The organism is Desulfonatronum parangueonense (assembly GCF_054656975.1).
Window position 1 is genome coordinate 2591669 of sequence record NZ_BAAHXH010000003.1, and the last position, 20268, is coordinate 2611936.

18 protein-coding genes and 2 tRNA genes are annotated in these 20268 nt (G+C 54.2%); 12 read left to right on the forward strand and 8 right to left on the reverse strand.

The features are described from left to right. Nucleotides 1-245: 245 nt before the first annotated feature. The 3 genes from ACYQ15_RS11930 to phoU are packed head-to-tail and all read left to right on the forward strand — an operon-like array spanning nucleotide 246 to nucleotide 3458. A complete protein-coding gene (locus ACYQ15_RS11930) occupies nucleotides 246-938 on the forward strand; it encodes a response regulator (protein ID WP_459937736.1) in 693 nt (230 codons plus the stop codon). A 26-nt stretch (nucleotides 939-964) separates the two neighbouring features. Continuing rightward, on the forward strand, nucleotides 965-2746 hold the full coding sequence (locus ACYQ15_RS11935) for a sensor histidine kinase (protein WP_459937737.1): 1782 nt from the start codon (nucleotides 965-967) through the stop codon (nucleotides 2744-2746). 34 nt (nucleotides 2747-2780) lie between these two features. After that, entirely contained in the window at nucleotides 2781-3458 is a 678-nt protein-coding gene (phoU, locus tag ACYQ15_RS11940) for a phosphate signaling complex protein PhoU (protein WP_459937738.1), read from the forward strand. A gap of 47 nt (nucleotides 3459-3505) precedes the next feature. Here the strand turns inward: phoU and ACYQ15_RS11945 are convergent, their stop codons facing one another. From ACYQ15_RS11945 to ACYQ15_RS11975, 7 genes are all read right to left on the reverse strand, one after another. Further along, complete coding sequence (locus ACYQ15_RS11945; protein WP_459937739.1) at nucleotides 3506-4996, reverse strand: sensor histidine kinase; 1491 nt, start codon at nucleotides 4994-4996, stop codon at nucleotides 3506-3508. A gap of 336 nt (nucleotides 4997-5332) precedes the next feature. Beyond that, the gene (locus ACYQ15_RS11950; protein ID WP_459937740.1) at nucleotides 5333-5725 is read right to left on the reverse strand and encodes an HI0074 family nucleotidyltransferase substrate-binding subunit; all 393 of its coding nucleotides are present in this window, start codon (nucleotides 5723-5725) and stop codon (nucleotides 5333-5335) included. After that, entirely contained in the window at nucleotides 5701-6021 is a 321-nt protein-coding gene (locus ACYQ15_RS11955) for a nucleotidyltransferase family protein (protein WP_459937741.1), read from the reverse strand. Before ACYQ15_RS11955 ends, ACYQ15_RS11950 begins: the two co-directional genes overlap by 25 nt. A gap of 364 nt (nucleotides 6022-6385) precedes the next feature. Continuing rightward, nucleotides 6386-6461, reverse strand: a tRNA-Thr gene (locus tag ACYQ15_RS11960). 106 nt (nucleotides 6462-6567) lie between these two features. After that, on the reverse strand, nucleotides 6568-7014 hold the full coding sequence (locus ACYQ15_RS11965; protein WP_459937742.1) for a hypothetical protein: 447 nt from the start codon (nucleotides 7012-7014) through the stop codon (nucleotides 6568-6570). A 78-nt stretch (nucleotides 7015-7092) separates the two neighbouring features. After that, nucleotides 7093-7965 carry a menaquinone biosynthetic enzyme MqnA/MqnD family protein gene (locus ACYQ15_RS11970; protein ID WP_459937743.1) on the reverse strand — a complete coding sequence of 291 codons (873 nt, stop codon included), beginning with the start codon at nucleotides 7963-7965 and terminating at the stop codon, nucleotides 7093-7095. 107 nt (nucleotides 7966-8072) lie between these two features. After that, entirely contained in the window at nucleotides 8073-8744 is a 672-nt protein-coding gene (locus tag ACYQ15_RS11975; protein ID WP_459937744.1) for an adenylate kinase, read from the reverse strand. A 317-nt stretch (nucleotides 8745-9061) separates the two neighbouring features. Between ACYQ15_RS11975 and ACYQ15_RS11980 the strand changes: the two genes are divergently transcribed. The 5 genes from ACYQ15_RS11980 to ubiE all read left to right on the forward strand — a co-directional run bounded on the left by ACYQ15_RS11980 (nucleotide 9062) and on the right by ubiE (nucleotide 15759). After that, entirely contained in the window at nucleotides 9062-11983 is a 2922-nt protein-coding gene (locus ACYQ15_RS11980; RefSeq protein WP_459937745.1) for an insulinase family protein, read from the forward strand. A 187-nt stretch (nucleotides 11984-12170) separates the two neighbouring features. Beyond that, complete coding sequence (locus ACYQ15_RS11985) at nucleotides 12171-12575, forward strand: cytochrome c3 family protein (RefSeq protein WP_459937746.1); 405 nt, start codon at nucleotides 12171-12173, stop codon at nucleotides 12573-12575. Nucleotides 12576-12710: 135 nt separating this feature from the next. Continuing rightward, nucleotides 12711-14279, forward strand: a complete 1569-nt coding sequence (locus ACYQ15_RS11990) for a hypothetical protein (RefSeq protein WP_459937747.1) — start codon at nucleotides 12711-12713, stop codon at nucleotides 14277-14279. Between the two features lie 534 nt (nucleotides 14280-14813). After that, on the forward strand, nucleotides 14814-15008 hold the full coding sequence (locus tag ACYQ15_RS11995; RefSeq protein ID WP_459937748.1) for a hypothetical protein: 195 nt from the start codon (nucleotides 14814-14816) through the stop codon (nucleotides 15006-15008). A 16-nt stretch (nucleotides 15009-15024) separates the two neighbouring features. Then, the gene (gene ubiE / locus ACYQ15_RS12000) at nucleotides 15025-15759 is read left to right on the forward strand and encodes a bifunctional demethylmenaquinone methyltransferase/2-methoxy-6-polyprenyl-1,4-benzoquinol methylase UbiE (protein WP_459937749.1); all 735 of its coding nucleotides are present in this window, start codon (nucleotides 15025-15027) and stop codon (nucleotides 15757-15759) included. A gap of 6 nt (nucleotides 15760-15765) precedes the next feature. Here ubiE and ACYQ15_RS12005 read toward each other — a convergent pair whose 3' ends face one another. After that, nucleotides 15766-15969, reverse strand: a complete 204-nt coding sequence (locus tag ACYQ15_RS12005) for a DUF2065 domain-containing protein (protein WP_459937750.1) — start codon at nucleotides 15967-15969, stop codon at nucleotides 15766-15768. A 542-nt stretch (nucleotides 15970-16511) separates the two neighbouring features. On the opposite strand from ACYQ15_RS12005, the gene mqnB reads away from it, so the two are divergent. The 4 genes from mqnB to tig all read left to right on the forward strand — a co-directional run bounded on the left by mqnB (nucleotide 16512) and on the right by tig (nucleotide 20062). Continuing rightward, nucleotides 16512-17255, forward strand: a complete 744-nt coding sequence (gene mqnB, locus ACYQ15_RS12010) for a futalosine hydrolase (protein WP_459937751.1) — start codon at nucleotides 16512-16514, stop codon at nucleotides 17253-17255. Next, a complete protein-coding gene (locus tag ACYQ15_RS12015; RefSeq protein WP_459937752.1) occupies nucleotides 17252-18100 on the forward strand; it encodes a 1,4-dihydroxy-6-naphtoate synthase in 849 nt (282 codons plus the stop codon). Before mqnB ends, ACYQ15_RS12015 begins: the two co-directional genes overlap by 4 nt. 23 nt (nucleotides 18101-18123) lie before the next feature. Next, a tRNA-Leu gene (locus ACYQ15_RS12020) sits at nucleotides 18124-18206 on the forward strand. A gap of 518 nt (nucleotides 18207-18724) precedes the next feature. After that, nucleotides 18725-20062 (forward strand): trigger factor, encoded by a 1338-nt coding sequence (gene tig, locus ACYQ15_RS12025; RefSeq protein ID WP_459937753.1) that lies wholly within the window; start codon nucleotides 18725-18727, stop codon nucleotides 20060-20062. Nucleotides 20063-20268: the final 206 nt, after the last annotated feature.

Genomic DNA, 20268 nt, shown 5'->3' on the forward strand with positions numbered 1-20268 from the left:
ATCATTAGCGGCTGTTGCAAATAATGCCCGACTCTGTCACTGGAATTTAATGTCCATGTAACATGAATGTAACAGCATCACATGTAGGAGAATCCGGGTAATCACCAGCCGATACTCCCTGGCAGAGGATGGGGGACGAAGACAGGGCTGTACGGTAAGTGCTGGGTGACAAGTATCTTCTGTTGAATCGGCAATTTCGGTTTGTCACAAACCAGGTTCATCAACTTTGAAGGGGATTGGTTGGCATGCTCACGAACAAGGTGCTGGTCATCGAAGACGAAGAGGATATCCAGAATCTTTTGCTGCTCAATCTTGAGTCCGCCGGCTACAAGGTCTTTGTGACGGACAATGGCTTTGACGGTCTGAAGATTGCCAAGGAAGAACTTCCCGAGGTGATCCTGCTCGATCTGATGCTGCCGCACATGGACGGTCTGGAGATGTGCCGCAGACTCAAGAGCGATCCAAAGCTGAAACAGATCAGGGTGCTCATGCTCACGGCCAAAGGCGAAGAAGTGGACCGCATCGTCGGTTTCGAACTCGGAGCGGACGACTATGTCATTAAACCCTTCAGCATTCGGGAGCTGCTGTTGCGGATCAAGGCCCTGATCCGGCGGGATGGGCCGGTGGAAAACGGGGAAGGCAAGACCTGGAAACATGAGGGCATGGAGTTCGACTTCTCCGCCATGCAGTTCAAGCTGGACGGAAAAAACATGAACCTCACGGCCACGGAATTGAAGCTCCTGGCCGAGTTCATCCAGAATCAGGGCAAGGTGCTCTCCCGGGAAAGCCTCCTGAACAACGTCTGGGGCTACAAGTTCGAAGGATACAACAGGACGGTGGACACGCATATCCGCAGGCTCAGGATCAAGCTCGGCCGGTACGCCCACCACATCCACACGTCCAGGGGATTGGGTTATACCTTCGACCTGCAGGACTGAAGCGAATGGAGATGAGACCTGAGACCGTGAAGAAAAACAGATTCTCCCTCAAGATCAAACTGATTTTTTCCTTTTGGGTTGCCTTGATCATCGCCCTGGCCATCCCTTCCTATTATTTTCTGGAAACCGTGGAAGAGGAAATGAAGCAGGAGATGGTCAAGAGCGTCGCTGAACGGATGTCCATTCTGGCATGGACCTTGGCCAGGACTGATCTCCAACACCTGGAGGAACTGGATGCGGTCATCCGGGAAATCGGCCGGACAAGCGTCGACAGGATTACCGTCATCGATTCCAACGGCAGGGTGCTGGTGGATTCAATGGTTCCTCTCGATGAAATCCGGCTGATCGAGAATCATGGCTCCAGAGAGGAATTTCTGCAGGCCATTCAGGACGGCCATGGGTACAGCATCCGGCACAGCCGGACCGTGGACCGCCACCTGATATATTTCGCCAGAAAAACCGATCTAGCGCCGTTTGGAACGGTGATTCTCAGGATGGCCACCCCCTATGCCACCATGGAATCGTTTTTCATGCGGGTCAGTACGGGACTGTGGCAGATGATGCTGCTCTCGCTCATTCTCACGGGACTGCTGGTGTTCTTGCTGGTCAGACGATTGACGTTGAAGCTACAGCCCATGATCAGTCTGACCCAGGCCATTGGAGGCGGAAATTACCAAACACGAATTACTTCCTCCCCTGGCAAGGAATTCGACCCTCTCGTTGGATCCATTAACGAAATGGCCCAGAATATTGAAAACAACATGGAGGTGGTTTCCGCGCAAAAGACGGAACTGCGGACCATCCTGGACGGCATCAAGGACGACCTGGTCGCGCTGGACAACAACGGGCGCATCATGAGCTTCAACCGTGCCTTTGCAGCCCACTTCAACCATCATGAAAATTTTCTGGGAAAACGACCTCTGGAGGTGTTTTTGAACAACGAGTTGCAAGATTGCTGCGACGAGGTCATCGCCAGCGACTCGGTACGCAACAAGATTCTGGAAATGAAGTTCAAAGAGAAACACTATGCCGTAAATATTGTCTCGCCCGAGGATCGCAAAAAGATCGGGGCAATACTTGTGTTTCACGACATCACGCACATCAGGCGCCTGGAAAGCATCCGCAAGGATTTCGTGGCCAATGCCTCCCATGAATTGCGGACTCCTCTGACATCCATCAAGGGATACACCGAAACATTGCTGGAAAACAGAGAGTTTCTGGAAAAGCGCGGAGCCGAGTTTTTGGAGATTATCTCAAAGAACACCAACAACATGATCAGGCTCCTGGATGATATTCTGCAGCTCTCGAAAATCGAATCGGAACCTGAAAAAATCGTCCTCGGCAGCGTTGACCTGCAGCCCGTCATTGAAAATTCATGGAAAAACTGCGGCCATTATGCGGACCAAAAGCGTATTCGTTTTTCCATGGAGCTTCATGCGGACTGCCTCAAGGTGATCGGCGAAGCGGAATCATTGCGGCAGGTGCTGCAGAACCTGTTCGAGAACAGCATCAAGTACGTGCCCGAACATGGTGAAATAATGGTCATCTGCCGCAGGGAGGACGACCGGGTGCTGATCGGGGTTCAGGATAACGGACCCGGGATTCCCAGGGAGGAGCAGCTACGGATCTTTGAACGCTTCTACCGGGTCAAGAAGTTCAAGAACAAGATCAAAGGCACAGGACTGGGACTGGCTATTTGCAAAAACATCATTCGCAACCTCGGTGGAGAAATCTGGGTCCAAAGCCCCGTACCCGGCACCGACGGAGGAAGCATTTTCTGGTTCTCTTTACGCAAATCCTTGCAGTAACATATTAATCTGAACATCAATCAGGAGCATATCAATGTCGCACTTGGCGAAAGAATTGGACAGGCTGAATATGAGGGTCATGCAGATGGTGGTTCAGACGGAACAGGCCGTGAGCAAGACGGTTACGGCATTTTCCAGAATGGACGCGGATCTGGCTCAGGAAGTCGTGGACAACGACAAGAAGATCAACGAACTGGAGGTCCAGGTCTATGAAATGTGCATGCGTCTGCTGGCCCTGGAACAGCCGGTGGCCAGGGATCTGAGGCTTATACTCGGCTGCATGCGCATGAGCGTGGATCTGGAGCGGATTGGCGACGAGGCGGCCAATATCGCTGATGCTATAATTTTTCTGAGTCTCAATCCGCCCCTGGACGTCTACGACAAAATTCTGCTCATGGGCCAGAAAAGCTATGACATGCTGCAGGAGTCCATCATTGCTTTTTCCTCGTCCGACGTAGAAAAGGCCGTTATTGTCTGCCGTATGGACTTCGAGGTGGATGAACTCAATTCCGCGGTGATCAAGGACACGATTAACTATATGACCAGGGACAGCCGGGATATTAAATCCATTGAATGCGGCCTGCAAAGCATCAATATCGCCAGACGGCTGGAAAGAGTGGCGGACATGGCCACCAATATCGCCGAGACGACCATGTTCATCGTCAAGGGGAAGACATTGAAGGATTCGTGTCAGTTCGATCAGACGGTATAAGCTTTTTGACGGAGACGGTAGGATTCTGACCAGGTCCTAGAGGACGGCTACTTCGCCGCCAGGCGTGGCTCAACGGGCAGCGAGACAAAAAAAGTGCTTCCGATTCCAAGGGCGCTTTCAACCCAGATTTTGCCTCCATGTTGTTGAGCGAATTCCTTGCACAGCAGCAACCCCAGGCCGGTGCCGAGTTCGCCATCCGTTCCCTGTTTGGATGCCTTCTTATTCAACACAAACAATTCCTCCAACGCTTCATGGCTAATGCCCATTCCGTTGTCTTGCACGGCCAAGGTGACTTGGCCGTTTTTACGAACAGCGGAAATATCCACTTTTCCGCCGCTCATGCTGAACTTGATCGCATTGGAAAGCAGGTTCCGGATTATGGTTTCGAGCATGAGTTTATCTGCATGGACCCTCAGTCTTGGCGATACATTGCTTCTCAGGATGATTTTCTTATCCCTGGCAAGTGATTGAAACAGATCCAGATTTCGCTGGACCAGATCGGTCAAGGGCAGGGAGACGGGTTCATAGGCCATGAACCCCTGCTGGTGGAGTGACCATTCCAACAAGTTTTCCAGAAGGCTGACGATATTTTCCGTGGACTGCGCCAGTTGTCGGGCCATCTCCCGGAGGTCTTTCAAGGGCAGGGTCGTAAACTCCTCGGACAACATCCTGGTCAAAATCATGAATCCGGACAAGGGACTCTTCAGGTCATGGGAAATGATGGAGAAAAACTTGTCTTTCGCGGCGATGATTTCCCGCAGCTCCTCGTTCTTTCTGTTGATTTCCTCCTGATGTTTCTTGCGCTCACTGATATCCCTGCAAAAACATTGAATCACGCCTTCAGATTCATCAACCACAAGCCGCGCACTGATCTCAAAGAACAATACCGTGCCGTCCCTGTGCAGGCATTCCATCTCAAAAACATTTCCGGAAGAATCTCGAAGCTTGGCTATCTGCTCATTGTAGTAAGCCACATTCTCCGGCCGGAGAAGCTGCTTCAGGCTGAATTTCATCAATTCCGATCGTCGGTATCCCAGCATTCGGCAGGCGATTTCGTTGGTGTCAATGATTTTGCCGTCATGATCGTGAATAATCATCGCATCATTGATGTTTTCGACAATGCTCCTGTATCGTTCCTCGCTCTGCTGAAGCTTCTTGTCCATGGCATGGCGATACAAAGCCATTTCCAGGCAGGCCTTCAGCTCCGCTTCCGTTACCGGCTTGACTAGGTACCCGTAGGGCTTGGTCAATTTGGCTTGGTTGAGCATTGCGTCGCCGGAATGGCCGGAAAGATAGACAATGGGGATGTCAGCAAAACTCAGAATGCGTTCCGCGGCATTGATCCCGCTTATTTGATCAGCCAGGTTGATGTCCATGAGCACCAGGTCGGGACGATTTGATTCCGCAGCGGCAATGGCTTCCGCCCCTGTCGCCACCGGCGGCAGAGCGTGGTACCCAAACCTCGTGATCATGTCCTCCACCCCCATGGCCAGCAGGGCGTCATCCTCCACGATAAGTATTCGTTTCTTGTTCTTCATGCCGTGATATAACTCTGTTGAAGTTGATCTGAATCTCATGCCGTCTTGTCACACAACCCCGGCAACCGGCAACAACCATTCTGTCCGCCGAATTATCCAGGAATCCGGCGATACCTCAAACATGGTTTTTGCCAGACCAAAAGCACCTTGAATTCATAAACTCGAATGTCAAAGCGACTCGTATTGATTTATTCAGCAAAATTTCGAAAAAAAGACCTGAATAGCGATAGCGGAGACGTTCGCCAGCATGAACGATCTGGAAACGGCTTGCTGCGACAATTCATTCCGACGAACGCCGGAATCCAGTGCGAGAGGGGGGACAAAAAACCTTGCACGTCATATTGAAGATTTCATTTTGGCCAGCCATAGATCCATCAAGTCAGCATATGGATGAAGTCTTTCATATATTCTCTGCGCCAGTCCTTCATGGTATGTATGAGATGTCAGGTTGCGGTCGTCCACCATTTGCAAACCAAGGGAGACCTGTTCCTCGGACAGAAGTCCGATTTCCCCGGAAGCGCGCAAAACCTTTTTAGGTGAAGCCGCGTCAATTCCCTCGACTTCAAGCAGATACGCTCTGGCTGCCTTCCACACCGCCTCAAAAGAATATTCAAAACGTTGAATAGCGGCATCCCTTTGAATAACCGAAACTTCGCGTAAACCGATGACCTCAAATAGGGTCTGCAAGGCAGCGTCCGCGGTTTTCAGGCGTTGCTGGTATTTATCCATAATATACCTTCATCACGCACTTTTCGGGCAAACTCCTCACTAGTTTGCGAAAGATCGATCACTTCAACGACGTAGGGAACATGGCTTTCTTCAAGTTTTTCCTTAAGTCGGCTCAAGTGCCCCAAAGGCAGGTCTCGCACAGGTTCAATGGCAATATCACAGTCGGAAAAAACTCTTGCGGTACCTGCCGCCCTGGAGCCAAAGAGATAAATGCGTGCCGGATGCTCTTTCATGTGGGCAGCAATTATCTCAAATACTTGCTTCAAGTATCGGTCAGTGTTGCATGCTGTGTCCATGGCAGATCCGGGTGAGCATATAAGCTGAAAAGCGGTCAGCTTTCGGCTACCTACTACTATTGTAACTGTTCAGTACATGGTGTGCGAGCTGCCTCCGACATCGGGGTCGGTGTCGGGGTCGGAATCGGTTTCGAAAAATGTTGAAAAGACCGTAACTATTCAGCTCATCCGGGGGATGGTCATTCACTTGCACTGGATTCCGGCTTTCGCCGGAATGACTTATCGAAGCAAGCTGTATCTACACCAGTCATACCGGCGAATGCCGGTATCCAGATCTTTTCCGTGGATTTGCTGAACAGATACCTACTATTTTTGAATACAAGAAAAAAGGGCTTACACTTTTCAGCGTAAACCCTTGATTTCCTGGAGCCGACGAGGAGATTTGAACTCCTGGCCTGCTGATTACGAATCAGCTGCTCTACCAACTGAGCTACGTCGGCGTGTGGAGTTTTCGGTTCATCAAACGGCAAGCATCAAGTGATGTGATCTGCCGGTTGATGAACCGAATATATTAATATTCTTTATCGGAAAGCAATCAAATGGAAGTTATTCGATTCCGGCCTGAACTTCCTCGAGCATCTTCTGGATCTCCCGCATTTTGGCCTGCTGTTCATCGGTTTCCATGCGGGTGCTCAGGTAATTGATCTTGCTCGCGGATTCATTGAGGAGGCTGGAAATAACGATTTTACGAGCTTCTGCGGGCAAGCCTTTCAGGGCTTCCATTTCCGCTTCAAGAGAGGCAATCTGATCCTGGACCACGACAATTTCCTGTCTTACCTGCTGCACTTCACCCAGCTGGTCGCTCATGCCCGTGATGTTTTGCTGTTGTGAAAAATACAGTATGACCATCAAGATCACGGCCAGCAGTGCGACAAAAAGAGCCACTTTACCAAAATCGCTTCCAGATTTCATTTCAAAGACCTCTTCGTCAATAGGCTTGTAACCGGGCTTTTGAGCGTCGGTCTTGGCTTCATGTTGTTCCGCAGCACTCATTGAGAATCCTCCTGTTTCCATTGTTTGTTAGATCGTCCGCAGCCGTATTTGCGCTACTACCCAAAGATTCCGTCAGAATCAAGCAACCAGATGTTTGTCGCGCTTCATCGGGGCGCTCCAGGAGAGCCCCGGAACCGCGGGAATCAGTCCCAGGCGGCGAATATAATCGCCAAAAAGCATCAGGCCGGCCTGCTCTTGCGGACCAAAGGAATACCGGATGCATTGCCAATAATCTTCCAGGTTCTTCTCGGTCAACCATGCAGGACGGTCAATTGATGTCGCCACGGCACATGACTGCCTGGCAAAGTCATTGGCCGCGTCATGCAAGGCGTTCACAAGTTGGTCAAGCAGTTGGCCGGTTTGCTCAGGCAGATTGCGGCGAACCATCCAGACCCCGAAAACAAACGGCAGGTTCGTGAAATCCTTCCATGCCTGCCCCAGGTCCACCAAATGCCATCCTGAGGGCATTTCGCAGTTCAAACGCAAAGCTTGGTCGCCGATTTCCAGAAATGGCTTGCCTGTAGCCAATCCTTCACCCGGTCGAAGTTCCACCCATTCCGGTTCCGGCCATTTCCAGCAAAATCTCCACAAAATCTGCAATAGCGCAACGGAACTGGCAGAAGCGGATGATAGCCCAACCTGCAGTCCTCCGGCAAGTCGATCCGGCATTTCCCGTGGCGGGAAAGGGCACGCCAGAAGTACGCTGCGCACTGGTCCGTGGGAGCAGATGCTCAAATCCGGCAGCAGATTGTACCTTTGCGCGTGGAGCAGATACTCAAAGGACGAGGAAGGAGCGATGTCCAGTTCCCCTGATGCCAGGGCAGCATTCAGTTCCGATGGATGTCCCGCGACCAGGCGCACCTGGTCCCGCACTTCCGGCTCCAGCCTTGATCGCAGGCCCATGAAGAGCGGCCAGACGTTCAAATAGTCAATGCGTCCGATTCGGAGCATAAAACCGCTGGGCCCACATCTGCAGCAAGGTCGTGAAAAACACTTGAGGGAACCGACCCGTTGCTCTGAGACAGGAAATTGGCAACAAAGTCGGCTCCGAACTACGCCTAGGGCAACTGGGTCAGCAGAGTTTGCTTGATGGAGTCAATGCTGCCTTCCCCGTTCAACTCAATGTAATTGGTCTGCCCCTTGGCAGCCAGATCCTTATAGAAATAGGCAGCGGCCAACGTGCCGGTGGTGGTGTCGTAATAAATGTCGTGCCGCTTGTTGATGGCGCCTTCATCCTGGTCGTCGGCACGGGACTTCAGTTCCCCGCCGCAGACGCGACACTTGTCGCCGTCGGGCTTGATCGCATCAATATAAATGTTATTGGGATGATTGGGGTCGTTGACGCAGAGGCGGCGGCCCATGATGCGGTTCTTCGCCGTTTCCCGGGGCAGAAGGATCTCAACCACGTAATCCAGCTTCATGCCGGCTTCCTGCAAGGCTTCCCAAAGCTTCTGAGCCTGAACCATGTTGCGGGGAAATCCGTCCAGCAACCAGCCGTCCTTGCCTTTGCTCTTCAAGGTTTCCAGGACCATGGGGATGGTCACGTCGTCCGGTACGAGATCGCCGCGATCGATATATTCCTTGGCTTTCTTGCCCAGTTCGGTACCCTGCCCGATGTGTTCCCGGAAAATTCCACCGGACTCGATGTGAGCCAGATTGTATTTTCCCTTGATCAATGAGCCCTGGGTGCCTTTTCCGCTGCCATTCGGTCCAAACATCAAAATATTCATGCCGCATATCCTCCTTGTGATAATTGTTACAAGCCGATACCTTGACCACCAGCGCCTGTCAATGTCAGAAAAAAACGAAACTACTCGGCATATCATCCGTATGTCACAACCCGGTGCTGTTACCGGCCTTGGCCGAAAGACGAATCGGAGCAAGCCTTTTTTCGAGTTCGTCGTACCGATGAGGCCGGCTATCGCTATCCAAGCTTTTTCCCCGGCACTGCTGAGTAATTATCAAAAAAAACCAGTTGCGGTCGAGTTTTCAGACGCTGCGTCACCGAGCCCGGCCCGACAGAAATTCATCCCCAGAGGTTCTATCCATGTCTCACGAATTTGAAATTCTTCAAGATCGGGTTATCCCGGAATTGAATTCCACCGCCCGGCTCTACCGGCATAGGCGGACAGGAGCAAAGTTGCTGTCCCTGATCAACGATGACGAAAACAAGGTGTTCGGCATATCTTTCCGGACGCCGCCCGCGGATTCCACTGGCGTTGCGCACATCCTGGAACACTCCGTTCTCTGCGGATCGCGCAAATATCCCGTCAAGGAGCCCTTTGTCGAACTGCTCAAAGGATCACTGCAGACGTTTTTGAATGCCTTCACCTATCCGGACAAAACCTGTTACCCCGTAGCCAGCCAGAATGTCAGGGATTTTTACAACCTGATCGACGTCTATCTGGACGCGGTTTTTTATCCCCGCCTGACACCCGAGGTTTTCGGTCAGGAGGGATGGCATTATGAACTCGCCGAGGACGGCTCATTGTCCATTCAGGGGGTTGTGTACAACGAGATGAAGGGCGCCTACGCCTCGCCGGACGGGCTGCTGTCCGAGTATTCGCAGCAGTCGCTCTTTCCCGACAACACATACGGTCTGGACTCAGGCGGTCATCCGAGCCACATCCCGAATCTGACCTTTGAGCAATTCAGCGATTTTCATCGCCGCTACTACCATCCTTCCAACTCCTTCATCTATTTCTCCGGAAACGACGATCCTGAACAGCGCCTGGAAATGATGAGCCGATACCTTCAGGATTTTGACCGCCTGGAGGTGGAATCCCACGTCCAGGTTCAAACCCTCTTTGCCGAGCCCAAGCGGGTGAGCCGGTCTTATCCGGTCAGCGATCAGGAAAGCGATTCTGGACAGGCGATGCTGACTTTGAACTGGATCGTGGGCGACACCTTGGACGTGTCCTCTAATCTGGCATGGCAGGTGCTGGAGTATCTGCTCATCGAGATGCCGTCCTCGCCCGTGCGCAAGGCGCTGATCGATTCCGGATTCGGTGACGATCTGGCCGGAGTGGGATTGGAGTCGGAATTGCGACAACTCTATTTTTCCACTGGGCTGCGCGGCATCAGACCCGAGGATGCGCCCCAGGTGGAGCGGCTTGTCCGGGAAACCCTGGAAGCTCTTGTTCGGGACGGGGTGCCCATGGACCTGACGGAAGCCGCCATGAACAGCGTTGAGTTCCAGCTCCGCGAACGAAACAGCGGCCGGTTTCCCCGCGGACTGGGCGCCATGCTCCAGGCCCTGACCTTTTGGCTCCACGACGCGGACCCCTTGCAAGTTCTGGCCTTCGAAGGCCCGTTGGAGCGACTGAAGGCGGACCTGCAATCCGGCAAGCGGGTCTTCGAGGAACTTATCCAGAACCGGCTGCTGAACAATGCCCACCACAGCTCCCTGCTGCTGCTTCCCGATCCGGAACTCGGGGCCAGAATGCAGGCCGAGGAAGAGCAACGCCTTGACGACGTGCGCAGGCAAATGGATACCTCCGCGATGAATGCCGCGATCAGTCAAACCGCCAAGCTTCGGCAATGGCAGGAGACGCCCGATTCCCCGCAAGACCTGGCCGCCATTCCTTGTTTGACCCGGGATGATCTGGAAACCCAAAACAAGCTGATTCCCCGGACCGTGCTGGAATGGAACGGGCCGGAGATTCTGTTTCATGATCAGCCCACCACCCGCATAGTTCATCTCGAACTGGCCTTCGACTTGCGTCGGCTGGATCTTGAAGATCTGCCCTATGCCGCGATGCTGGGAAAAGCCCTGGTGGAAATCGGCACAAAAAAAGAGGACTTCGCGACATTTGCCACCAGAATCAGCCGCAAGACCGGTGGCATCTGGCCGGAAACCTTCATTTCCTCCAAACGCGGCCATGATCGCGACGATCCCGCTGCACGGCTTTTTCTGCGGGGCAAGGCCATGGAGCAGGATCTGGACGAGATGCTGGCCATTTTCCGGGATATGCTGCTCCTTCCGGACCTGAACAATCAACAGCGATTCATGCAACTCCTGCTGGAAGAGAAAGCCGGTTTCGAGCGGATGCTCATTCCACGGGGGCATTCCCTGGTGAACACCAGGTTGCGATCCGTTTTTTCCCTGGCGGGCTGGGTCGAGGAACAGATGGGCGGAGTCAGTTATTTGTTTTTCCTGCGCACCCTGGTGCAGGAGACCGAGGCAAACTGGCACCAGGTCCATTCCCGGTTGCAGGGCATTCTCAACCGCCTCATGGACCACAGCGCCGTCCTGCTCAACGTGACGACGGAGCAGCGGATATTCTCGGAGATCGAACCGCGCATCAAGGAGTTCATGTCCCTGTTTCCCGCTTCGGGGTCCTCATCCGGCGACGTCGCCTGGTCTCCACGCCGTCACGGCGAAAAGGAAGGACTGCTCATCCCGGCCCCGGTCAATTACGTCGGCAAGGGGGTTCTGGTCCAGGAGCCCTTGCCCTGCTCTCTCGGCGCGCTGATGGTGGTCTTTCGGTATCTGCGCATGGACTGGCTTTGGGAACAGGTTCGCGTGAAGGGAGGAGCATACGGCGCCTTCTGCATCTTCGATGCCTTGAGCAGGGGGCTGACCATGGTCTCCTACCGGGATCCGCACATCACCAGAACCCTGGACGCCTTTGACGCCGCGGCCGGCTACCTGCGAAAGACCAGGATCGCGGACGAAGAATTGAACAAGGCCGTGATTGGGGCCATCGGAGACCTGGACGCGCACCTGCTGCCGGACGCCAAGGGGCATGTTTCCCTGCGCCGCTACCTGACCCGCCAGGACGACTCATTCCGGCAGCGGATCCGCGACGAAATCCTGGCCTCTACCGCCGCGGACTTCCAAGCGGCGGCCGACGTGCTGGAGCATTTCAGCGCCCAGGGCCGGATTGTGGTCATGGGCGGAGAATCGGCATTGAACAAGGCCGGCCATGACTTCCTTCAGAGTTCTGAGAAAATCAAGGTGCTGTAGAATCTGGACCTTGCGCCGCCGATTCCGGACAACCTCGCCATGCTGCGGCAGGAGTCATTTCGACCATGAACATCTCGCATGAACATCTTGAAGGGTGTTTTCCGCCTTGACTTCACTTCCACTCCTGCCATAATGGCAACACCCATGTGTATTTTTGCACAAACCATTTAAAAGGAGGTGAATTACCATGAAAAAGTCCATGATTTTGACACTGGCCATCGCTGCCTTGATCGTCGCCTTTATCCTGCCGACCATGGGCGTAGCCCAGCACGCGGCTCCCGCTCCTGGAGACGACTACATGATCCCGAAGCCGGAAGGATATGAGCCCAAGGTACAGTCAATTCCGTTCCCGCACTCCGTGCACGAAGACATTGACTGCTACCATTGTCACCACACCGGTGACGTCACCGAGGGCTGTATGGATGCCGGTTGTCACGACCTGATCCATCCGGAAAGCCCGGAAGAGCGCAGGGACATCCGTTTCTTCGAAAAAGCCTATCATGATCAGTGCATCGGTTGTCACCGCGATCTGCGTCAGAAGGACGAACCCACCGGCCCTGTCGCTTGTGTCGGTTGTCACCCCAGGGATTAATTCCTTCCAGACTGATCAGCAATTCTCGAGGGGTCGCGGTTTGCCGCGACCCCTCTTGTTTTTTCAAACGTTCCTGGTTTATGCAAATGAGCACTCCGCACGTTCCCGCGTGATCTCCAAATCAAGGAAGGTAGCATGCCCAGATCCGCCCACAACGACATTATTGACCTGACCGACGTTATTGAGGAGGGTCACCCAGAAAGACCCAACCTTGCACCGTCGAAATCTTCCGCGAGCGATTCCGATGGGATGCTGGACGACCTGGACCTGGAACGGGAGATAGATCAAATCTTCGCGGATCTCGGCCCAGGTCCGTCCAAGGATGACCAGCCGTCAGGCAGTCCGCGCTCCATGGACCCTGACTCGCTGGATCTCGACGACCTTTTTGCCGACCAAGAGGCACCAGGGAAAGCACCGGCCGGGCAGGTTGCCCCGGCAGACAAGAATACAGTCGCTGATGAATTTTCCGAAATTCAAGATGATTTCGAAGATTTGTTTGCCGAAAAGCCGCCCCAGGCTCAGGAGCTTCAAGCTGATCCCGATCTGGAAGCCCAGCCGACGGACCGGAATGAGCCCGCGCAAGAGCCCATGAGTGCTGTCCATGACGCCGACAAACTTTCCCTGGAAATCACGGAAGAACCCCATGATACGGAATCGTTGCCTCCGGAATCATCCACCGATCTTGTTGCCGAAGCGATGAGCGACGAGATCGCCGACGAGCAGCTTGCGGCAAGGCCTGGAGAGCCGGCCTCTGATCAGCAGGAGGATTCACTCCCGAAATTCACCGATGATGCATCAATAGCGGCCAATTTTCCCGAGGGTGGGGATTCCGGCGCCCACCAAGCTGTCGACCCGTCCATGCTGGAAACGATCCTGCGACGTCTGGACGAACTGGAGTTGAAACAGGCGGCCCTGGAACAGATCGAACCGGTTCAGCCGGACATGGACGCGTTGCTGGAGCAGGTGAGCGGGCAGGCTGACTCCCGCTTTGACTCCTTGTTGCAGGAGGTCCGGCAAACCGGCAGTCAAACCCTGGAAGAGCTGGAACAACTTCGCCAGGCGGATCAGGCGGTGGAGTCGCGGCTATCCCATGAGTCGCAACGCCTGGAGGAGTTGGCGGAGCAGCTGAAGGCAGACCAGGAACAGCGCCTTGAACAGCTCACTGGGGTCTTGCGGGAAGAGATGACACAGAGGATCGAAGAAGCCGCGGGCGAACTCAAGGAGTATCTGGTCGGCCATGTGGAGACGCAGTTTTCCCAGCTGAACCAACGACTGGAAGAGCTCCAGGACCGGAACCAGGGTTCAGAGGAAGAACCCGGCAGTCCGGACAGCGGCCTTGAGGAGCAGGAGAGTCGCATCCTGGAAACCGTTCGAAGCGAGATCCAGGACTTGCGGACGGAGTGGGAGGGGCAGAGAAGCACCCTGGCCGGAGACCTGGAAAACTCCTTGAACTACTGGACCAGACTCCAGGAAAAGTTCAACGCGATGCAGGAAGAGTGGTCGATTCTGCGAGAGGCTCAAGAGCTCCAGGCATCAGATCAGCAGCCTGACGACATGGACCCTGAGGCCATTGAATCGAGAATTGAACAATTACGCACCGAACTTCGCGCTGAACTTCTCGATGAAATCCACAAGGCCGTTCCAGGTGCCGCGGCGCAGATCATCCGTGAGGAGATCCAGGCCTTGAGTCAGGAAGAAAGCTAGCGTACAAGCGCCTTCTCGAAACAGCTCAACAACTCCGGGTAGTGTACCGCATTAGAACACTTGGCCCAGGCCTGCGCCGGGGTGACGGCCGAGTGAACTTGCCAACGCGGCTTTTCATTCCGTCATGCCGGCTCAGGCCGGTATCCAGGCAGCAAGGAATTCCGACGGGAGATTGCCTGATCTGATTGAGCAATTACGCCTGCTCAATGTTTACGTTTTGGTAACCACTCAGCTCATCCGAGAAAAATCGGACTGGATACCGGCCTTCGCCGGTATGACTAACTGGAAAGGACGTTGTATGATACGTCATTCCGGCGAAAGCCGGAATCCAGCTCTGGCGAGTGGCCACAAAGTATATGCTGAATAGTTGCACGTTTTGAACTGTGGAAAGCATCCATGCATGCTGAACAAGTTCGCCAAAAATTAAAAAACAGGAGGGCTTGACGGTTTTTCTGTTTTTTCCCGCCCGGTTTTGATCATGGTGGTCAAGACCATTTCCCCAGGGCGGGTTTTTATTTTGCCGTGGAGGATGTCGTGGATCAAATGCAGAAGCAGGCCTTGCAAGTGGCCAAGGAGATCGTGGTCAAGTTCATTGAAACCAACCGGATTTCTCCAACCAATTTTTCTGAACAGTTTCGGGAAATCTATCGCTCCGTCTTGACCACCATTCGTTTTGAAGACGGGATGGAAGCATTGGACGAGGACGATGACCCCGAACTGCCGTTTTGAACGGGTGAGGAATTCCATGAAAACGGAACATGGAGACCACGGCAAGCAGGTGGTCAGCCTGTTTGGAAGAATCGCCCCCTGGTATGATTTCTTGAATCACTTCCTGAGCCTCGGCTGGGATATTACCTGGCGCAAGCGGCTCCGGCAGTGCGTACGGACGCATCAGACCAGGCGCGTTCTGGATCTGGCTGCGGGCACGCTGGATGTTTCCCGGGAAATACGCCGTCACATGCCGGACGTGCGGGTTCTGGCGGTGGACTTTTCCGAACCCATGCTGCGCCGCGGCCAGAAAAAGATTCGCGCTGCCCATGAAACAAGCATCCAGCCTGTTGTCGCGGATGGCCGTGCGCTGCCCGTGCTCACGGAATCCGTGGACTGCGTGACCATTGCCTTTGGAATACGCAACATCAAGCCACGGCAGGCGGCCTACCAGGAGGTGCTTCGGGTTCTCACGCCGGGCGGTCGATTCTGCATTCTGGAATTCGGAACCGGGCGGCAGAAGATCATGCAGGGATTTTACAATCTCTATTTGAACCACATCCTGCCAATGGTTGGGCGGATATTTTCTGGAGATCCCCATGCCTATCGCTACCTGGCCGAATCCATCCAGGAGTTTCCCACGGCCCGGAACCTCTCCCGGGAACTAGCCGCTGCCGGGTTCGAGCGCGTCTATTCCGTGCCGCTGACATTCGGCATCGTCCAGCTCCATATCGCGGAAAAAGCGGGTGATGCGGCCCAGTTTCTCAACTGACCGAAATCAGAGATATCGGCGAGCCAGAGCCAGAAATACAAGACCGGAAATGATGGCGACCAACCCCATCTTGCGCAGGGTCGCGGGAGGCTGCTCTGAAAGGAAACGCAGATATCCGGGCATTTTTTCAGACCAGAGAAAGTAGGGTATGCCCTCCAGAACAAGGGCCAGGCCGAGGGCTGCAAGCAGAAGTTTCAGATCGAAGGTCATGCACTGCTGATATCTTCTCGGGCCGTTCCTTGTCCAGTTGGACACGCCCGGTTACGGGGCAGATTTGTTCGCCTCCAGAATTGGAAGCAGGCAGATTTCGACCACGAAGATTTATTTTTGGGTATGAAATGGTTGAATCAGAGAGGCGAAGCTGGATGCCATATACTTTTCCCTGTGTTCTCTTCGTTCTCTTCGTGTCCTTCGTGGTGACAAAAATTTGACAATCGTAACTACTCAGTTTTAGAGCGGAAAGAGGCAGCTTGGCACAACTTGTGGCACCCAGTCCACGCTTGCCACAGCTTATTGAGCAATTGCCTGAAGAGTGAACAGTTACAAATCTGCTAACTGCTCAATAACTCTGGGCAGTGGACCATACAAAAACACCTGGACCCTGGCCTGCGCCGGGGTGACGATCGAGAAAGTTCGTTACCGATATACTCCATTCCGTCATACCGGCGCAGGCCGGCGCGTCCGCTATCCAGGCAGCACGGATCCGCGGTGGTTGGTTGCCCTGCCTTATTGAGCAGTTACCAAATCTGTACATGCCCAACATGACCATACCAGATAATGACAACTCACCAACCCTGGTCGTGGTTACCGCCACGGTCATGGAAATGCGCTCCGTGTTCGCCCACCGCGTCGGCGACATTCCGGAGGAGTTTGGCTGGGTGGAGCGGAAAGAGCGTTGGGGAAATCTGGTTCTTCTGGTTTGCGGTGTCGGTCCGATCAATGCCGGAATTTCCCTGGGCCATCTCCTGGGAGTCCTGCCCGGGCCGGTTGGAGTCGTGAACCTGGGCGTGGCGGGCGCCTTCTGCCTGGACACGCTGCCCCTGGGCAAAGCTGTCCTTGTGGACGAGGAAATCTGGCCCGAATACGGTTTGCTGACCGCATCAGGGATTGATCCCAAGGGGATCGGCTTATCCCTTGGCAAGGCCGATGGCGTTCCTGTCTGGGACCGCCTCAAGCTCGAGCCTGAATCGAATGCCGCGGCAATGGGCCTCGATGTCGCCGGACTGAGCAAGGTTGCCGCTTTGACCGTCTCCGGAGTCTCCGGAACCGTGGAACGGGCTGAAGCACTGCGGACCAGGCATGGTGCCGACGTGGAGAACATGGAAGGATTTGCTCTTGCCTGGGCTTGTCGGCGATTCAAGGCGCCATTTGTTCAGGTGCGTACCATTTCCAATCTGGTGGGTTCACGAGCCGCAAGTCATTGGGACCTGCCTGGAGCAAAGCGCCGCCTGGCCGAAACTTCCCGCATACTTTTCCAGAGGATCGGAGTGGAATGAAGACGTTGACCCCGCCTTTGACCGTGGGCATATCTCCCTGTCCCAACGACACCTTCATCTTTGGCAGCTGGATACTCGGCCGGTGCGAGTTCGTGACCGGTCGCGACGCCTCGTTCATCTGGGACGACGTGCAGCAGCTCAACGAGTCCGCGGCACGGGGAAAATATGATCTGATCAAGGTTTCCGCGGCCCAGGCCCTGTTGCTGAGGGATCAATACGCCATATTGCGATCAGGAGGTGCGTTTGGTCTGGAACACGGGCCGAAGCTGGTCGCATCCGCCCCGACGGTTCCCAAAACCATTGCCGTACCTGGACTGCAGACCACCGCCGCGGCCCTGTTGCGTCAGGCATGGCCGGAACCGGCGCAATTGATTCCAATGCGCTATGACCAAATCGTGGACCAGGTGCGCCGGGGACGTGTGGACGCAGGTTTGCTGATCCATGAAAGCGCCCTGCTCCTGCGGGAGTACGGCCTTGTTTGCCTGCTGGACCTGGGGCAATGGTGGAAGGATCGCAGCGGCGACCTGCCTCTGCCGCTGGGATGCATCCTCGCCCGAAAGGATCTGGACTCGGACATGCTTGAAGCCGCGGCCCGACAGATCCAGCTCAGCCTGGAACATGCAACGGCCCATCCGGAAGCCGTATGGCCCCTTGTCCAGGGGCTGGCCCAGGAACTGGACGACGTTGTCCTGCAAGCCCACATCCGGGCATACGTGAACAACTTCAGTCGCGACATGGGTGAGGCCGGCAAATCTGCCTTGCGTTTTCTTGGTGAATGCGTTCGTTCCTCGAAAACTTCAGCACACTTCAGCACCCAACGCATTGACATAGGGGCCTTCTCCTGACTAATTTTGCATTTTTTTTGTCTGCGAGGGTGGCGGAATTGGTAGACGCACCAGACTTAGGATCTGGCGGTTATCCGTGGGGGTTCGAGTCCCCCCTCTCGCACCAGCAACAAGGCTCGCAACCTGATTCTTCCCTGTCACGCGCACAGGTATTATCATATCATTTGAGTAACCATTTAGCTGCGTTCCGGATTGTCTCTTTTTTTCAACATCGCAACTCCTGCGCCGGCTTCGTAACATCGAACCATTGCTCGAATAAACCTCATCTGGCGCTTCGGGCGTTCAGCAATGGTTCGATGAACGAATCCTGGCTCAGTCAGACAGGCGATGCCGAAATCGAAACAATCCGGAACACCCCAGTTCTATTCTGAAAATGACGAGAAGTTACTCATTTGGTTCTCCCGCCTAAACCGCTCCGGAATCCCCATTTCCCGTTATTCCACCTGATCATTGCGATATATTCGACTAATTGCTATGGATTAGCCCTTTTTCGTCCTGTCGACGAGGTATATGCCTTTTCCCCTGGAGGAGGCATGAAATATACCTGTATTTTTTGCAATAAAAACATTGCACGGCAGCAGTATCTGCCCCACATGCCATTCATCTCCAAGGAGGAAGTCAGTCATGCAATATGAAGTACTTGAACCGTCATCGGTCAAACGGACCGTGAAGATCGTCACCCCGCCGGAAGAAGTCAATTCAGCCCTGGCCGTCGCCATTGCTCTCTATCGCAGGGATGCCGAGATCAAGGGATTCCGCAAGGGCAAGGTGCCCGCTTCGATTATTGAAGGCATGTTCAAGAAAAAGATCTACGATGAAGCAACCAATGATCTGATCAACTGCCATATCAATGAAGTGATAAATGAACTTGGCGTTACGCCGTTGTCCCGGATCGACGTCGATTCGGAACTTATTGTCCGGGATCAGCCGTTTGAATACACCATCAGTTTTGAAATCGCGCCGCAGTTCGAACTGCCGCCCTATGAAGGCATTGCCGTGGAACAGGAAAAAGCGGTTGCCAGCGACGTCGAAACGCAAAAGGTTCTGGATCGCATCCGGAACAACATGGCTGAAATCGTCCCCCTGGAGGAAGATCGCCCCGCTCAGGACGGAGATTTGGTCGTGGTGGATTTCCAAGCTTTCGACCAGGGGGTGCCGATTGACGAAGTCAAGGCCGAAAATTTCCAGATCGAACTGGGACAGGGAGGCGCCCTGCCGGCCTTTGAGTCCATGATCCAGGGACTGAAGGCTGGCCAGAACACGGAGTCCGAAATAACCTTTCCGCCCGACTTCCTGAATGAAGCTTTTGCCGGAAAGACCGTTACGATGAATGTCACCCTCAAGGAAATCAAGCAGAAGAAATTTCCCGAGTTTGATGCCTTGTTTGCCAAGCGGGCGGGCGAATTCGAATCCATGGAACAGCTGCGGGAGGCCATCCAGAAATCATATCTGGAAACCCGCAACCAGGTGAACAAGTCCGCGGCCCAGAAGAAGATCCTGGACACCCTGACTTCCCAGGTGGATTTTGAACTGCCCGAATCAATGGTCAACGACCAGATCGACCGCATGGTCATGGAAATGAAGAACCGTCTGGAGCGGATAGGCAAGAATATCGAGGCCATGGGCATGCCCATGGAGCAGATCCGGGAGCAGTTCAGGGCACAGTCCGAAAGTCTGGTCAAGTCACAGCTTTTTCTGCTTGCCGTGGCCACCAAGGAAGGTTTCCGGGTTTCTCCCATGGAACAGGATGCCTTCTTCCGGGATATGGCCCAGAAGACCGGCCAGGATTTCCAGGGGCTGAAGCATTTTCACGAACAGAACAACCTGATGCCGGCCGTTACCGATCGCATCCTGTCCGACAAGGCCATCGAATTCATTTACTCCAAGGCCAAGGTTACGGAAGTGGAGGCGACTCCCGCCCAGGATCAGGCGAATGCCGGCGAAGAAAAGCCCGCGGAATAGTCTTTTCGGGTCCACTTTCCGGCCAACTGCAATTGGTCTTCCACGCGTCTAAAACACAATGGAGCATGGCATCCGATCCAGTCTGCCAATCCGCAAGTTCTGCCAATCTGGCGGACGCCATGCCCATCTGCACATTCCGGCTTGCCATTGGCATTTTAGTTGCTAATTACCTTCGGTTCGAAAAGCTGACTTTCAATGCCAATGAC